We start from the raw sequence: 14,448 nt of genomic DNA on the forward strand, positions 1-14,448 counted from the left end.
GGCCAGATGGAACGGGGCAGGGCGATGGATCAGTTTTCGGCCACGGACGCGGCGCTGGCCGGCTTTCGGGCGGCGCGTGAGAAGCCCCGGGCGGTGGCGGTCTGGGCCGCGATCATGGCCGTCCTGTCGTTCGCCGTCGCCATCGTCGCGGTCTCGACCTTCGGCGACAAGCTGACCGCCTTGACCGCGGCCGTCGAAGGCGATCCCGACCCGAAGACCACCCTGGCGGCGATGAGCGGCCTGTGGCCGCTGTTCGTGGGCTCGATGGTCTATGTGCTGATCACCAATTCGGTGCTGCTGGCCGCGGTCAACCGCCTGATCCTGCGGCCGGGCGACGGGGCGGGGGCCTATCTGCGGCTCGGCGCCGACGAGCTACGGCAGGCCGCGGTGCAGGTGCTGCTCTATCTGGTGCTGTTCGGCGCCTATTTCGTCGGGGTGGTCATCGTGGCGCTGCTGGGAACGATCGGCGGGGCGATCGGCGGCGCGGGCCTGGGCGTGCTGCTGGGCCTGCTGGCCGGCCTGGCCCTGCTGGCCGGTCTGGTGCTGCTGTCGGTGCGCCTGTCGTTCGTCAGCACCCTGGCGTTCGACACCAGGCGTATCGACCTGCGAACCTCCTGGGACATGACCAAGGGCCGGTTCTGGCAGCTGTTCGGGACCTATCTGATCGCCACGGTCCTGGCGGTGGTCGTCTATCTGCTGCTGCTCGTGATGATTTACGCCGTCACCACCATCGGCAGCATGGCCATGGGTGGCGGCCTGGCCGCGGCCGGCGACACCCTGCGCGGCGAGGCCACCACCCTGCAGGAGCTGTTCTCGGTGTCGGGCGTCATCCGCGCGCTGCTGTCGGGCCTGATGTCGGTGCTGGTCTCGCTGATCGTCTTCGCTCCGGCCCCGACCATCTACGCGCAGCTGAAGGGCCGCGACGTTACCGAGACCTTCGGCTAAGGGCGGGTGCAAGACTTCAGGGTTTGGCCGATCGCCGCTCTCTGCCGTGCGCTGGTCGGCGATCGGGCGCGGGCTCAGGCGGCGGCGTTCGCCTAGGAGTTTTTCGACCATGACGACGCCTGGCCGTTTGGCGCTTGCGGGTTTTCCGCTACTGCGGCGGACCCCGCTCACGGTGCTGGCCTGGGGCGCATGCCTCTTTCCGTTGAGCCTGCTCAACACCTTGCTCACCGGCGTCTACGATGGATTGAAGGGGCCGTGGTCCTACATCGCCACCCAGCGGGCCGGAGCCTTGCTGCAATTTGGCGTGCTGCTCCTCAATCTCCTTGTGATGTGTCTCGCCATGGCCATCCTGGCCGCCGCCGTCTTCAGGATGGTCGCTGATCCTGAGCGGTCGGATGGTCGCTGGATGCGGCTGAGCGTTGACGAGCTTCGTCTCGGCCTCATTTGGTGCCTGATGTTCCTGGTCGTCTTTACGGGCGTCTTTGTGATCATGGTGATCGTCACAGCGATCGGCCATGACGGGGAGCTTGCGTCGAAAACCAGTACGCTCGCGGCCGCCCTGGTCCTGGCCGCGACGCTATTGGCGCGCTTCTCGCTGGCGCCAGCCATTACCCTCTTCGAACGGCGGGTGGCGATCACGGATTCCTGGCGGATGATGCGGGGGCGTTATGGGGTAGCGATCGTTTGCGCCTTGGTGTTCCTGGCCGTCTATGGCGGCGGCGAGTGGCTGCTGTCGACGTTGGGAAACCTGCTTCGGCGCGGCGGCGTCGAGGCCAAGATCGGTTACGACCCCTTCGTCGTCGAGTTGGCGCGCTATGCCGCCAAACCTGAGCATTTGGTTCCTGACCTGGTGCGCGTCGGGCTCGGGACGGTCAGCGGCGTCATCGCCTATGGGCCGCTGGCGGTACTGTATCGCGACTTGACCGGTCGAAATCCCGCCGACCAGGCCGCCGTGTTCGACTAGGCGGCCGCGCCCCGGCCCTTGCCATCCCGCGACCGCAACGCGAGGATGCGGCCTGGTTTCAAGGGGGCTGCAATGCAATTCAAGGTGACGGAAGCCGCGTTCGAGGGCTTTCGCCTGGTTCGCCGCGAGCCCAGGACGATCGCGATCTGGGCGGTCTTCAGCCTGGTCGCCAGCGTGGCGCTGGTGGCGGCGATGATCGCCTCCGGGTTCGGCCGTTTCATGGGCGGGGCGGCCAAGGGCGCCACCATGACGCCCGAGGCGCTGACGGGCTTCCTCGTCGGCGAACTCATTGCGATCGGCGGCGCGATCCTGATCGCCTCGATCATGGGCGCGGCCGTCTACCGCGCGATCCTGCGACCGGCCGAGGCGCCGTTGACCCGGCTGCGGCTGGGCGGCGACGAACTGCGGCTGGTCCTGTTGTCGGTGATCATGGGGGTGGTGTTCACGGTCCTGACCGTCGCCCTGGTGATCCCCGTGGGCCTGTTGGGCGTGGCGATCGGCGTCGGCGCCAACCTGGGGCAAGCCGGGGCCGAGCCCAACGCCGGAGCCATGGCCGGCATCGTCCTGGTGGTGCTGCTCGGCTATCTGCTGGTCATCGCCGGCCTGGTGTTCTTCGCCGTCCGGCTCTCGCTGGCCGGCGTCATGACCTTCGCCGAACGCCGCCTGCGAGTGTTCGAGTCCTGGCGGCTGACCAAGGGGCGCTTCTGGCGGCTGCTGGGCTGCTACGGCCTGACCGTGGTGCTGATGCTGCCGATCTACATGGTGATGATGACGCTGTACTTCGCCATCACCTTCGCCTTTTCCGGCGGCGATGTCGGCCGGGCGATGAGCGAGATCGCCCAGCCCGAGATGACGTCGCTGGCGGCCTATCTCAGCCCGGCGCGCATCGTCTATCTGGTGCTGGCAGGCGCGATGGGCGGGGTGCTGAACGCGGTGATGTACGCGCCCGCCGCCGCCGTCTACCGCCAGATCGCCGACACCCGGCCGGAAAACCAGGCCGAGGTGTTCAGCTAGCCTCGCCCCGCCGGGCTCAGGCCCGCTTGGCCGCCTTCAGGGCCGCCACCCGGTCCAGCCGCCGATCCTCGTGGCGGGCCAGGACGTCCTTGAGATAGCGGCCGGTCCAACTGGCCTCGACCTGGGCCACGTCCTGGGGCGAGCCCACGGCGACGATCTCGCCGCCGCCGTCGCCGCCCTCGGGGCCGAAGTCCAGCAGCCAGTCGGCGGTCTTCACCACGTCGAGGTTATGCTCGATGACCACCACGGTGTTGCCCTGGTCGACCAGCTCGTGCAGCACTTCCAGCAGCTTCTTGGTGTCCTCGAAGTGCAGGCCGGTGGTCGGCTCGTCGAGGATGTACAGCGTGCGGCCGGTGGCCCGCTTGCTGAGCTCCTTGGACAGCTTCACCCGCTGGGCCTCGCCGCCCGACAGGGTCGTGGCCTGCTGGCCGACCTTGATGTAGCTGAGGCCCACCCGCTTGAGGGTTTCCATCTTGTCGCGGATCGGCGGCACCGCCTTGAAGAAGTCGGCGGCCTCCTCGACGGTCATGTCCAGCACGTCGGCGATGGTCTTGCCCTTGAACAGGATGTCCAGGGTCTCGCGGTTGTAGCGCTGGCCCTTGCAGACGTCGCAGGTGACGTAGACGTCGGGCAGGAAGTGCATCTCGATCTTGATCAGGCCGTCGCCCTGGCAGGCCTCGCAGCGGCCGCCCTTGACGTTGAAGCTGAAGCGGCCGGGACCGTAGCCGCGGGCCTTGCTCTCCGGCAGCTGGGCGAACCAGTCGCGGATCGGCCCGAAGGCGCCGGTATAGGTGGCCGGGTTGGAGCGCGGGGTGCGGCCGATCGGCGACTGGTCGATGTCGATGACCTTGTCGAAGTTCTCCAGCCCTTCGATCCGCTCGTGCGTGGCCGGGGCGTCGCTGGCGTTGTTCAGGCGGCGCGCGGCGGCCTTGTACAGGGTCTCGATCGTGAAGGTCGACTTGCCGCCGCCGCTGACGCCGGTGATGCAGGTGAAGGTCCCGACCGGGATCTCGCCGGTCACGCCCTTCAGGTTGTTGCCGGTGGCGCCGACGACGCGGAGCATCTTCTTCTTGCTGATCGGGCGGCGCTGTTCAGGCACTTCGATCTCGCGCACGCCGGTCAGGTACTGGCCGGTGATGCTCCTGGGATTGGCCATGATGTCGGCCGGCTTGCCCTCGGCGACGATCTCGCCGCCGTGCACGCCGGCGGCCGGACCCATGTCGATGACATAGTCGGCGGTGAGGATGGCCTCCTCGTCGTGCTCGACCACCAGCACCGAGTTGCCCAGGTCGCGCAGGCCCTGCAGCGATTGCAGCAGTCGGGTGTTGTCGCGCTGGTGCAGGCCGATCGACGGCTCGTCCAGCACGTAGAGCACGCCGGTCAGGCCCGAGCCGATCTGGCTGGCCAGGCGGATGCGCTGGCTCTCGCCGCCCGACAGGGTGCCCGAACCGCGCGACAGGTTCAGATAGTCCAGCCCGACATCGACCAGGAACCGCAGGCGGTCGTTGATCTCCTTCAGGATCCGTCGGGCGATCTCCATCTGCTTGTCGGAGAGGTGGCCCTCCAGCGCCGTGAACCAGTCGCGGGCCGGGCGGATGGCCAGGTTCGAGACGGCGGCGATGTCCTGGCCGTGGATCTTGACCGCCAGGGCCTCGGGCTTCAGGCGCTTGCCGTGGCAGACCTCGCAGGGCGTATCGGACTGGTAGCGGCCCAGTTCCTCGCGCACCCAGCTGCTGTCGGTCTCGCGCCAGCGGCGCTCCAGGTTCGGCAGCACGCCCTCGAACGGCTTGGCCACCTCGTACTTGCGGGCGTTGTCGTCGTAGGTGAACTTGATCTTCTCGCCCTTGGAGCCTTGCAGCACCACCTGGCGGGCGCTCTCCGGCAGCTTGTGCCAGGGCTCGTCCATCGAGAAGCCGTAGTGGCGGGCCAAGGCCTGCAGGGTCTGGGTGTAGAGCGGCGAAGGGCCGCGCGACCACGGGGCCACCGCCCCCTTGTGCAGGCTCTTGTCCTTGTCCGGAATGACCAGGTCGGCGTCGAAGGCCAGCTTGGCGCCCAAGCCGTCGCAGGCCGGGCACGCGCCCGCCGGGTTGTTGAACGAGAACAGTCGCGGCTCGATCTCGGCGATGGTGAAGCCGCTGACCGGGCAGGCGAAGCGTTCGGAGAACAGCAGCCGGCGCGGCTCCTTCTCGCCCTCCTCGACATTGGCCCACTCGGCCACGGCCAGGCCATCGGCCAAGCGCAGGGCCTGCTCGATCGAGTCGGCCAGGCGCTGCTCCATGCCCGGCTTGGTGACGATGCGGTCGACGACCACGTCGATGTCGTGCTTGAACTTCTTGTCGAGGACGGGGGCGTCCTCGATCGGGTAGAATTCGCCGTCGATCTTCAGCCGTTGGAAGCCGGCCTTCTGCCACTCGGCGATCTCCTTGCGGTACTCGCCCTTGCGGTCGCGGACCACGGGCGCCAGCAGGTAGAGGCGCGTGCCCTCGGGCAGGGCGGTGATCTTGTCGACCATCTGGCTGATGGTCTGGCTCTCGATCGGCAGGCCGGTGGCGGGCGAATAGGGCACCCCGACCCGGGCCCACAGCAGGCGCATGTAGTCGTGGATCTCGGTGACTGTGCCGACCGTCGAGCGCGGGTTGCGCGAGGTGGTCTTCTGCTCGATCGAGATGGCCGGCGACAGGCCCTCAATCAGGTCGACGTCCGGCTTGCTCATCAGCTCCAGGAACTGGCGGGCGTAGGCCGACAGGCTCTCGACGTAGCGCCGCTGGCCCTCGGCGTAGATGGTGTCGAACGCCAGCGAGCTCTTGCCCGAGCCCGACAGGCCGGTCAGCACCACGAGCTCGCCCCGCGGGATGTCGACGCTGACGTCCTTGAGATTGTGCTCCCGCGCGCCGCGCACGCGGATGAAGTTCAGTTGTTCAGCCATGTTTTCCGGAACGCGTAGGGCCGTGGGAGGGAGCCACGACGGGACGGCTATATGTAGGGCGCGATCCGGCGATTAACACAAGAACAAGGTGCGAACAAATGTCGCGATGGCGAGACGTGGCGGCAGGCTGCTGACATCAGGTGTCAGTAGGACGCGCGGCGGTTCACGGTACGTCGCTGGCTGGTATGACCGAGCTCATGAAACGATAGCCGGCGTTGGCGAGATAGCGAGGATCCGACTTGACCCGGGCCATGAACTGCCGGTGACCCGTCTTGGTGCGGCCAACCAGGCATCCCGCGCTGCTGTTTCCAAGATCTTTGGCGGGGTTGTCGTATCCCCAGTGCTGATTGATCGCGAAGACGCCGACATCCTGGCGGTCGCCCTGGCGCTGGAAGTCCCTGTTCAGGTCCCGAAATACGGTGACGGGGGCGGACTGAACCAGCGCCTCGTGGGCGCTAGGGCTATTGGAATGGTGCGTGCCGACGGTCCAAGCCTTGTATTGGCCAAAGGCGATCCGCGCGGCGCCGAGCGGATTCATGGGGTTCATCGTCCAATACCGGCCAGGCTCGGTCGTGCCATCCCAGGCGCCAAGCACCTGCGGAGTCCCTTGCGAGGTCACGCCAATCGTGAACCTGACGTCGTTGAATTCGTTTGGCCGATTGTTGTTGACCTGACCGTCAGGGTTCATGCCCTCGACATAGACGATGTTCACGCAGTCGGGGTGACGGGCAATCCAGTCACCGCGCCGCTGCATGCCGGTGAGAATTTTACCGGCCAGGCTAATATCCAGATTCAATGGAAACAACGCCTCGGCGGTCGGCGCGGAAAGCGTCGCCCAGATCTGCGTGGTCAGGGCTCCAGCGAAAGGCAATCCGGCGGCTCGGCAGAACGCGCCCAGCGCCCATAGTGAGACAGGACCAAACTGGCCGTCCGTCGGCGGGTCGAGAAGGCCGATCTGTCCCAGTCGGATCTGCAGAGTCCTGACATCGTCGACCACGAGGCCAAGCACGCCAAGGGGAAGGACTCCTCCCGCGGCCGCTATGCGTTCGGCGATCGACATGACGTCCATCCCTGATGAAGTGCGAAGGCCGTCGCTGGCCTCCGGATCATGAATGAAAGCTCTGCCTCTCGAAAAAATCAACCTTAAAGGGTTACGGTTGTAAATAATAAACCAAAAGTGTCTTAAAGCCGCGCCGTCGTCAGGATCGGGCCGCCGTTCCGGGCCTGGACCAGCACCGCCGTACGCAGGGCCGGGTCGACCGGCGGCTTGGCGGCGAAGCCGACCGCCGCGCCGGTCCAGCCGCCCAGGCGGGTCAGCTCCACCACCACGTCGCGGTGGGGCAGGGTCTTGCCGTTGTTCTCGCCGCGCTGGATCGCCACCTGCCGGACGCGCGGATCGTAGCGCACCAGCCAGACGTCGGCCCCGGTCTTGGGCGCGGGACCGGCTCCGATCTCGACCCGGCCGGGCGACAGGGTCACCGTCGCGTCCATGGCCGGACGGGCGCGGCGCAGGGCCAGGTCCACCTCGCGGGCGTCGACGCCGATCAGGTCCTCGCGGCCCTCGATCACCATCTGCGGCGTGCCCAGCTGGGCGCCCAGGCCGCGGGCATAGGCCTTCTGGCGGTCCGTGTAGGCGGGCTTGGCGAAGGTATCCTTCCAGCCCAGCTGGTCCCAGTAGGTGACGCCGAAGCTCAGGGCCAGCACGTCGGGACGGTCGGCGATGGCGTTGAGGTTGGCGTTGGCCGGCGGGCAGGACGAGCAGCCCTGGCTTTGGAACAGCTCCAGCACCACCGGCCGCTGGGCCGTGCCCCCCGCGCCCGCGCTGGTCCAGGCCCCCACGGCGACCGCCAGGGCCGCGCCGGCCGCCAGGCTGGTCCAGGCGGTCTTGCGCATCGTCGTTCCGGTCATGGCGGCGTCCTCGCTGGTGGTCGAGGATCAGTTCGGGGCGGAACGGGCGAAGGTTACGCCGTTCACCAACAATAAACCGCCTTTGGAAGCGCGGCCTTCAGCACCCGCGATGTCTATGGCCGGACGGGGTCGCGCGTCGGGCGCGCCGGACGGGGACGACGGACGTGGCCAAGGCGGCGAAGAGCGAGGCGAAGGCGCCCGCCAAGGGCAAGGCCGGAAAGGGCGCGGGCAAGGTCGCGCGCCAGCGTTCCGAGATCGACGACGTCATCACCCTGGCGGTCTGCGTCGCCTGCACCATCTGGGCCTTTAAGATCATCGTCGACCTGGGCGTGCTGAGCTTTTAGAGCATCGCGCGGAAAAGTGGATACCGGTTTTCCGCAAAAGCGATGCGAAAACAAAAATCTAGAGCAAGACGCGCGATTCCTATATCGCGCGGTTTGCTCTAGCCGGCGCGGTCGATCCGCGCGGCGTAGCAGCCGGGCTTGGCGTAGTGGGCGTGCAGATAGGCCACGCCCGGGTCGGCCAGCATCCGCTCGATCACCGGCTCGGCCGCCGCGCCCTCGACGACGTCGGCGTCGCGCAGCATGCCGGACGCGTCGAACCCCCGCAGCGACAGCAGCCGGCGGCGCAGAGCCGGCGGCAGGGCGTCGGTCGTCGAGGTCGACGCTTGCGCGGCCTCTCGCACATAGATGGCGTAGCGCGAGCGGAACGGGGTGTCGGTCGCCTGGTGCTCGTGGTTCAGCAGGATCAGGGTCTCACCCGGCGCGGCGTCGTCCAGGGTGACGCGGCAGGGGAAGGCGAACGGCGCGTCGGCGACCACGCGCAGCATGCCGCGCTCGGCCAGGGCCGCGTCGTCGAGGGCGAACAGCGGCGCGAAGGGCTCGAGCGGCAGGCTGGAAACGGTGAAGGACATGGGGATCTCCTGGTCTGGAGCCTGTTGTCGCGCCGACGCCGGCGGGGCGACACCCGATCCTTGCGCCCGATCCTTGTGGTTGTATCGAAACTTGCCGAACGCCGGTCGATCGCCTAGAAGGTCCGTGCCCGAAATCCCGGGCCGACCGATGGAGGCTGCCATGGACATTGCGATGGACGACCGTTTCGCCCTTTCCGCTGCCCTGACCATGGTTTCCCATGCCCGCCTTCATCACCCTGGATTCCGTTCGCGCCGACACGCCTGACGGCCGCGTCCTTTTCGACAATCTGAACCTGACGATCGGGGCCGAGCGCATCGGCCTCGTCGGCCGCAATGGCGTGGGCAAGTCCACGCTGCTGTCGCTGATCGCCGGAACGTCCGCGCCCGTTTCGGGAACGGTCGGCCGCGTCGGCGTGGTCGGGGTCCTGCCCCAGCTGCACGCCCCGCCGCCGGGCGCGCGCCTGGCCGACCTGCTGGGCGTTGGCCCCGCCTGGGACCGGCTGTGCCGCATCGAGGCGGATGAGGGGACCCCGGAAACCCTCGAGGAGGATCTCATCGAGGCCGACTGGACCCTGCCGGGCCGCGTCGCCGCCGCCCTGGGCGAGGTCGGGCTGTCGCGCTGGGACGCGTCCGCGCCCGCCGCCAGCCTCAGCGGCGGCCAGATGACCCGCGCGGCCCTGGCCGGCCTGCTGGTCGCCGCCCCCGACGTCATCCTGCTGGACGAGCCGACCAACAACCTCGACGCCGCCGCCCGCAGCCTGCTGGCCGACGTGCTGCGGCGCTGGAAGGGCGGGGCGGTGGTGGTCAGCCACGACCGGGCCCTGCTGCGCGGCATGGACCGCATCGTCGAGCTGTCCAGCCTGGGCGCGACCAGCTACGGCGGCGGCTACGACCTCTATGCCGAGCGCAAGGCCCAGGCCGTGGCCGCCGCCGAGCACGACCTGGAGGCGGCCGAGCGCCAGGTGCGCCAGGCGGCCCGCGAGGCCCAGATCGCCCGGGAGCGCAAGGCGCGCCGCGACGCCGCTGGCCGCCGGTTCGCCGCCAGGGGCAGCGAGCCGAAGATCCTGCTGGGCGCCCAGGCCGAGCGGGCGGAGAACACCGGCGCGCGCGAGGGGCGGCTGGCCGACCGCGCCGCCCAGGACGCCGCCCAGGCTCGCGAGGTCGCCGACGCCCGGGTCGAACGCCTGCGCCGCCTGGCCTTCGACCTGCCGTCCTGCGGCCTGCCCGCCGGGCGGATCGTGCTGGACTTCGACGCCGTCGGCTTCGCCTATCCGGACGGACCGCCTGTGCTGACGGACCTGAGTTTCCGCCTGACCGGGCCCGAGCGCGTGGCGCTGGTCGGCGGCAACGGGGCGGGCAAGTCGACCCTGATCCGGCTGGCGGTCGGCGACCTGGAGCCCACGGCGGGCGTGGTGACCCGCGGCGTCCGGGCGGCCCTGCTGGACCAGCGGGTCGCGGTGCTGGACGAGGCCCAGACCATCCTGGAGAACTTCCGCCGCCTGAACCCGGCGGCAGGGGCCAACGAGGCCCACGCCGCCCTGGCCCGGTTCCTGTTCCGCAACGTCGCCGCCCACCAGGCGGTGGCCACGCTCAGCGGCGGCGAGCGCCTGCGCGCGGCCCTGGCCTGCGTGCTGATGGCGGCCGACCCGCCGCAGCTGCTGATCCTGGACGAGCCGACCAACCACCTGGACCTCGACTCCGTCGAGGCGGTGGAAAACGCCCTGGCCGGCTACGACGGCGCCCTGCTGATCGCCAGCCATGACGAGGATTTCCTCGACGCGGTGGGCGTGGAGCGGCGGATCGCGCTGCCGCCTGGATGACGTACGCGTTCTGACTTATTGCTAATCACTCTCAACAGCAGCTATACGGCGCCTCAGTTAGAACTGTCGGGCGTCGATCATCATGCGGACCATCTCAGCCAAGGGCCTTCGCGCCGTCGCCCTGGCGGGCCTCAGCCTGCTGGCCCTGGCCGCCGCGACCGCCGTCCACGCCGAGGACAAGGCCGAGACCACCGACGTCGACCAGTTGGTGGTCACCGCCGCCCGCACCATCCTGCCGGCCAGCGCCCTGCCGCTGACCGTCGACCTCATCGATTCCGAAGCCCTGTCGCAGCAGGTCGGCATCGGCGGCTCGATCGTCGACGCCGTCTCGACCCTGTCGCCGTCGTTCTCGCCCACCCGCCAGAAGCTGTCGGGAGCCGGCGAGACCCTGCGCGGCCGCTCGCCGCTGTACGCCATCAACGGCATCCCGCAATCGACCCCGATCCGCGACGGCTCGCGCGACGGCTACACGATCGATCCGTTCTTCATCGACAGGGTCGAGGTGATCTACGGCTCCAACGCCCTGCAGGGCATCGGCGCCACCGGCGGCGTGGTCAACCAGGTCACGGTCGGTCCGCCCCGCGCGGACGGCGTCAGCGGCAAGGTCCTGACCCAGGTCACGGCCGGCCACGACCTGGGCGACAGCGTCGGTGGCAAGCTGGCCGGCCTGGTCGCCTGGCGCGGCGGGGCGTTCGACGCCACGGCCGGCGTCGCCTACGACGCGCGCGGCGCCTATTACGACGCCGACGGCCGGCGCCTGGGCATGGACAACACCCAGGGCGACGTCCAGGATTCCAAGGCCCTGTCGTTCTTCACCCGCCTGGGCTGGCAGCTGGGCGACAACACCCGCCTGGACGTGGTGGCCAACCGCTTCGAGCTGAAGGGCGACGGCGACTACGTCACCACCACGATCAGCAAAACCAATCCCGTCCCGGCGACCAACGGCGATCGCCTGACCCACCTGCCGACGACCAGCTTCCGCGGCGTCCAGCCGGGCGAGCCGGCGGCCAACCGGGTCGAGACGGTCTCGGCCTCGCTGACCAACACTGATCTCGTGGGCGGCAACCTGATCGCCCAGCTGTTCTTCAACCGCTCGCGCGACACGTTCGGCGGCGACGTCAACGACGCCTTCCAGGACGTGGCCATCGCGCCCAAGGGCACGCTGTTCGACCAGTCGTCGAACCGCTCGCGCAAGCTGGGCGCGCGGGTCAGCTACGAGCGGGCGGTTCCGGGGATCGAGGGCCTGACCGGCACGGTCGGCGTGGACGCCATCAACGACCGCACCGAACAGCTGCTGATCGAGACCGGCCGCGCCTGGGTGCCGCCGACCAAGTTCCAGAGCGTCGCGCCGTTTCTGCAGGGCAACCTCTCCCTGCTGGACGACAAGGTGCACTTGGCCGGCGGCGTGCGCTTCGAGAACGTCGAGCTGAAGGTCGACGATTTCGCCACCCTGGCCTTCTACGGTTCGCGCAAGGTGGCGGGCGGTAATCCCGACTTCAAAGCGACCCTGGTCAACGGCGGCGTCGTGATCGAGCCTCAGAAGGGCCTGCGCCTCTACGGCAGCTATGCCGAGGGCTACACCGTGCCCGATGTCGGCCGGATCCTGCGCGGCATCACCGAGGCGGGCAAGGACGTCGACACCTATGTGAATATCGCGCCGATCGTGTCGAACAACCGCGAGGTCGGCGCCGAGCTGAAGCGCGGTCCGTTCGACGCCAGCCTCAGCTATTTCTGGTCGACTTCGAAGCTGGGCCAACTGCTGGTCAGGAACGCCGGGGCCGTCTACGACGTCCAGCGCCAGCGGATCGAGATCGAAGGCCTGGAAGCCAATGTGAAGGCCCGCACGCCGGTGCCCGGTCTGGTCGTCTCGGCCGGCTACGCCCACCTGAAGGGCCGGACCGACACCGACAAGGACAACAAGGTCGACACCGACCTGGACGGCGCCAACATCTCGCCCGACCGCCTGAACCTGGCCGCCGACTACCAGGGCGGCAAATGGGGCCTGCGCGTCCAGATCCAGTCCTACATCAAGCGCGACATGCAGGACGCCCTGGTGAAGGACAACTTCGCCGGCTACACCCTGGCCGACGCCTTCGTCCGCTACAAATTGCCGATGGGCGCGCTGTCGCTGGGCGTCCAGAACCTCTTCGACAGCCAGTACATCTCGTACAATTCCGACACCACGGCGCCGGCGGTCGACCGCTACTTCGCCGGGCGCGGCCGGACGGCGACCCTGGGCTGGGAAGCGCGCTTCTGATGAAGATCGTCCGCCTCATCCATCGGTGGACCGGCGGGCTGATCGGCCTGCTGCTGGCCCTGATGGGCCTGTCCGGCGCGCTGCTGGTGCACGAGGACGCCTTCCTGCGCGCCACCGTGCCGCACGCCGCCGACGCCCAGCGCCAGGACGCCGCCACCCTGGGCGCGGCCGCGACGCGGATCTTCGCGGCCAAGGACCGCCCCCGCTCGATCGTGCTGGCCAGCCAGCGCCTGGGCCTGCACAAGCTGGCCTACAAGGCCGAGCATGGCGCCTATGCCGACCAGGACGGCGCGATCGTCCAGAGCTGGACCTCGAACTGGGCCCGGCCGGAGATCTGGCTGTTCGACTTCCACCACCACCTGTTCAACGGCGACGCGGGCGAGATCGTCGGCGGGATCGCCGGACTGGCGGGACTGGGCTTCGTGGGCACGGGCCTGTGGCTGTGGTGGCCGACCCGGCGGATGTTCCATGTCCGCCCCTGGCCGCGGATGATGAAGCGGGCGGCCATCGTCCATCACCATCGCGACCTGGGCGTGCTGGTGGCGCCGCTGCTGGTCCTGTCCCTGACCACGGGGGCGGCGATGAACCTGAAATGGTTCTCGGACGCCATCCGGGCGCCGTTCTCGTCGGCGGCGACGATGAAAGCAGCCTCGGCCCCGCCGAAGATCAAGGGCGGCAAGCTGGCCCGGGACCTGGACTGGACCGCGGTGATCGCCCAGACCCAGGCCCGCTATCCCGGCGCCGAGGTCCGCACCCTGGGCTTGCCGGCCAAGCCGGGCGGGCTGATCTCGGTGCGTTTGCGCCAGCAGGCCGAGTGGCTGCCCAACGGCCGCACCATGGCCTGGTTCGACCCCGCCACAGGCCGGATGGTCGCCGACCGCGACGCCCAAGCCTTGCCCCTGGGTTCGCGGATCGCCAATCTCGACTACCCGCTGCACGCCGCCAAGGTCGGCGGCCTGCCGTACCGGCTGGTGATGACGATCTCGGGCCTGACCCTGACCCTGCTGGGCACGCTAGCGGTGGTGACCTTCTGGGGCAACCCGACGGGAAGCCTGAAGCGGCGGAAGCGGGCTGTGAAGGCGGCGGTTCCGGCTGAAGCCTGACGCCCCCTCCGTCGCGATGCGTATTCGCATCGCGCCACCTCCCCCGCGATGCGGGTGAGGAGGATGCGGTGGCGTTTCTGCTCCTCACCCGTGCAACGGGGGAGGTGGCGCGTCGCGAAGCGGCGTGACGGAGGGGGCGTCCCTCCGACTCTACGCCCGCTGGTTCAGCGTGATCGCGGTGCCGTTCTGCCGATAGGCCGCGCCCTGAGCGCCCGGGCCGTAGCCTGACGCCGTCGGCCGCTGCTCGGCGACTTCCTGGGCGATGGCGCGGACCAGGCCCTCGGTGACGGTCTTGGCGGCGGTGACCGCGCGGCCCTGGCGGGCCAGGACGGCGTCGAAGGCCTCGGTGGCGCGCACCAGGCGCTGGCGGCGCTGGAGCGAGGCGCTCGACACCAGGGCGACATTGCCGCGCACCCGCGTCGACTCATGGCGGTAGAGATTGGCCAGCTTGGCCACCTCGTCGACATATTGCGCCGCCTCGTGCGGGCGGCGGGCCTCGAAGGCGGACGACTGCCTGGCGATCAGGTCGGTCAGGCGTTCGGTCAGGATGATCAGCTGTTCGACGCGGTCGTCGCAGTCGAGGGCGGTGAGGGCCATG

General features: G+C 69.0%; 12 protein-coding genes. 7 read left to right on the forward strand and 5 right to left on the reverse strand.

The genetic code is table 11. From position 1 onward, the window contains the following. The first annotated feature begins 24 nt into the window (after nucleotides 1-24). From J2X41_RS18080 to J2X41_RS18090, 3 genes are all read left to right on the forward strand, one after another. Nucleotides 25-945, forward strand: coding sequence for a hypothetical protein (locus J2X41_RS18080; RefSeq protein WP_310083900.1), 921 nt, complete (start codon nucleotides 25-27; stop codon nucleotides 943-945). A 109-nt stretch (nucleotides 946-1,054) separates the two neighbouring features. Beyond that, entirely contained in the window at nucleotides 1,055-1,909 is an 855-nt protein-coding gene (locus J2X41_RS18085) for a hypothetical protein (protein WP_310083901.1), read from the forward strand. A gap of 72 nt (nucleotides 1,910-1,981) precedes the next feature. Further along, nucleotides 1,982-2,923: a hypothetical protein gene (locus J2X41_RS18090; protein ID WP_310083902.1), complete on the forward strand. Its 942-nt coding sequence runs from the start codon at nucleotides 1,982-1,984 to the stop codon at nucleotides 2,921-2,923. 16 nt (nucleotides 2,924-2,939) lie between these two features. Here J2X41_RS18090 and uvrA read toward each other — a convergent pair whose 3' ends face one another. The 3 genes from uvrA to J2X41_RS18105 all read right to left on the reverse strand — a co-directional run bounded on the left by uvrA (nucleotide 2,940) and on the right by J2X41_RS18105 (nucleotide 7,757). Next, nucleotides 2,940-5,849 (reverse strand): excinuclease ABC subunit UvrA, encoded by a 2,910-nt coding sequence (gene uvrA / locus J2X41_RS18095; protein ID WP_310083904.1) that lies wholly within the window; start codon nucleotides 5,847-5,849, stop codon nucleotides 2,940-2,942. 163 nt (nucleotides 5,850-6,012) lie between these two features. Further along, a complete protein-coding gene (locus tag J2X41_RS18100; RefSeq protein WP_310083905.1) occupies nucleotides 6,013-6,909 on the reverse strand; it encodes a peptidoglycan-binding domain-containing protein in 897 nt (298 codons plus the stop codon). Between the two features lie 122 nt (nucleotides 6,910-7,031). Beyond that, nucleotides 7,032-7,757, reverse strand: a complete 726-nt coding sequence (locus tag J2X41_RS18105; protein ID WP_310083907.1) for a DUF1223 domain-containing protein — start codon at nucleotides 7,755-7,757, stop codon at nucleotides 7,032-7,034. Between the two features lie 164 nt (nucleotides 7,758-7,921). Here J2X41_RS18105 and J2X41_RS18110 point away from each other — a divergent pair, with 164 nt between their 5' ends. Then, nucleotides 7,922-8,101: a hypothetical protein gene (locus J2X41_RS18110; protein WP_310083908.1), complete on the forward strand. Its 180-nt coding sequence runs from the start codon at nucleotides 7,922-7,924 to the stop codon at nucleotides 8,099-8,101. Between the two features lie 98 nt (nucleotides 8,102-8,199). Here J2X41_RS18110 and J2X41_RS18115 read toward each other — a convergent pair whose 3' ends face one another. Then, nucleotides 8,200-8,670, reverse strand: coding sequence for a DUF1203 domain-containing protein (locus J2X41_RS18115; protein WP_310083910.1), 471 nt, complete (start codon nucleotides 8,668-8,670; stop codon nucleotides 8,200-8,202). Nucleotides 8,671-8,888: 218 nt separating this feature from the next. Between J2X41_RS18115 and J2X41_RS18120 the strand changes: the two genes are divergently transcribed. From J2X41_RS18120 to J2X41_RS18130, 3 genes are all read left to right on the forward strand, one after another. Further along, entirely contained in the window at nucleotides 8,889-10,490 is a 1,602-nt protein-coding gene (locus tag J2X41_RS18120) for an ABC-F family ATP-binding cassette domain-containing protein (RefSeq protein ID WP_310083911.1), read from the forward strand. Nucleotides 10,491-10,572: 82 nt separating this feature from the next. Beyond that, on the forward strand, nucleotides 10,573-12,747 hold the full coding sequence (locus J2X41_RS18125) for a TonB-dependent receptor (RefSeq protein WP_310083912.1): 2,175 nt from the start codon (nucleotides 10,573-10,575) through the stop codon (nucleotides 12,745-12,747). Then, a complete protein-coding gene (locus J2X41_RS18130) occupies nucleotides 12,747-13,850 on the forward strand; it encodes a PepSY-associated TM helix domain-containing protein (protein ID WP_310083913.1) in 1,104 nt (367 codons plus the stop codon). Before J2X41_RS18125 ends, J2X41_RS18130 begins: the two co-directional genes overlap by 1 nt. Nucleotides 13,851-14,000: 150 nt before the next feature. On the opposite strand, the gene J2X41_RS18135 is transcribed toward J2X41_RS18130, so the two are convergent. Continuing rightward, nucleotides 14,001-14,447, reverse strand: a complete 447-nt coding sequence (locus J2X41_RS18135) for a flagellar basal body protein (RefSeq protein ID WP_310083915.1) — start codon at nucleotides 14,445-14,447, stop codon at nucleotides 14,001-14,003. Nucleotide 14,448 lies beyond the last annotated feature (1 nt).

Origin of the sequence: Caulobacter sp. BE254, assembly GCF_031457295.1 — a bacterium.
In the GTDB taxonomy this organism is placed as follows: Bacteria; Pseudomonadota; Alphaproteobacteria; order Caulobacterales; family Caulobacteraceae; genus Caulobacter.

Excerpts from the sequence above, each read along its gene's own strand:
- J2X41_RS18120 (WP_310083911.1), top strand. The coding sequence starts at position 8,889 with ATGCCCGCCTTCATCACCCTGGATTCCGTTCGCGCCGACACGCCTGAC.
- J2X41_RS18105 (WP_310083907.1), bottom strand. The coding sequence starts at position 7,757 with ATGACCGGAACGACGATGCGCAAGACCGCCTGGACCAGCCTGGCGGCC.
- J2X41_RS18090 (WP_310083902.1), top strand. The coding sequence starts at position 1,982 with ATGCAATTCAAGGTGACGGAAGCCGCGTTCGAGGGCTTTCGCCTGGTT.
- J2X41_RS18125 (WP_310083912.1), top strand. The coding sequence starts at position 10,573 with ATGCGGACCATCTCAGCCAAGGGCCTTCGCGCCGTCGCCCTGGCGGGC.
- uvrA (WP_310083904.1), bottom strand. The coding sequence starts at position 5,849 with ATGGCTGAACAACTGAACTTCATCCGCGTGCGCGGCGCGCGGGAGCAC.
- J2X41_RS18100 (WP_310083905.1), bottom strand. The coding sequence starts at position 6,909 with ATGTCGATCGCCGAACGCATAGCGGCCGCGGGAGGAGTCCTTCCCCTT.
- J2X41_RS18080 (WP_310083900.1), top strand. The coding sequence starts at position 25 with ATGGATCAGTTTTCGGCCACGGACGCGGCGCTGGCCGGCTTTCGGGCG.
- J2X41_RS18130 (WP_310083913.1), top strand. The coding sequence starts at position 12,747 with ATGAAGATCGTCCGCCTCATCCATCGGTGGACCGGCGGGCTGATCGGC.
- J2X41_RS18115 (WP_310083910.1), bottom strand. The coding sequence starts at position 8,670 with ATGTCCTTCACCGTTTCCAGCCTGCCGCTCGAGCCCTTCGCGCCGCTG.
- J2X41_RS18085 (WP_310083901.1), top strand. The coding sequence starts at position 1,055 with ATGACGACGCCTGGCCGTTTGGCGCTTGCGGGTTTTCCGCTACTGCGG.
- J2X41_RS18135 (WP_310083915.1), bottom strand. The coding sequence starts at position 14,447 with ATGGCCCTCACCGCCCTCGACTGCGACGACCGCGTCGAACAGCTGATC.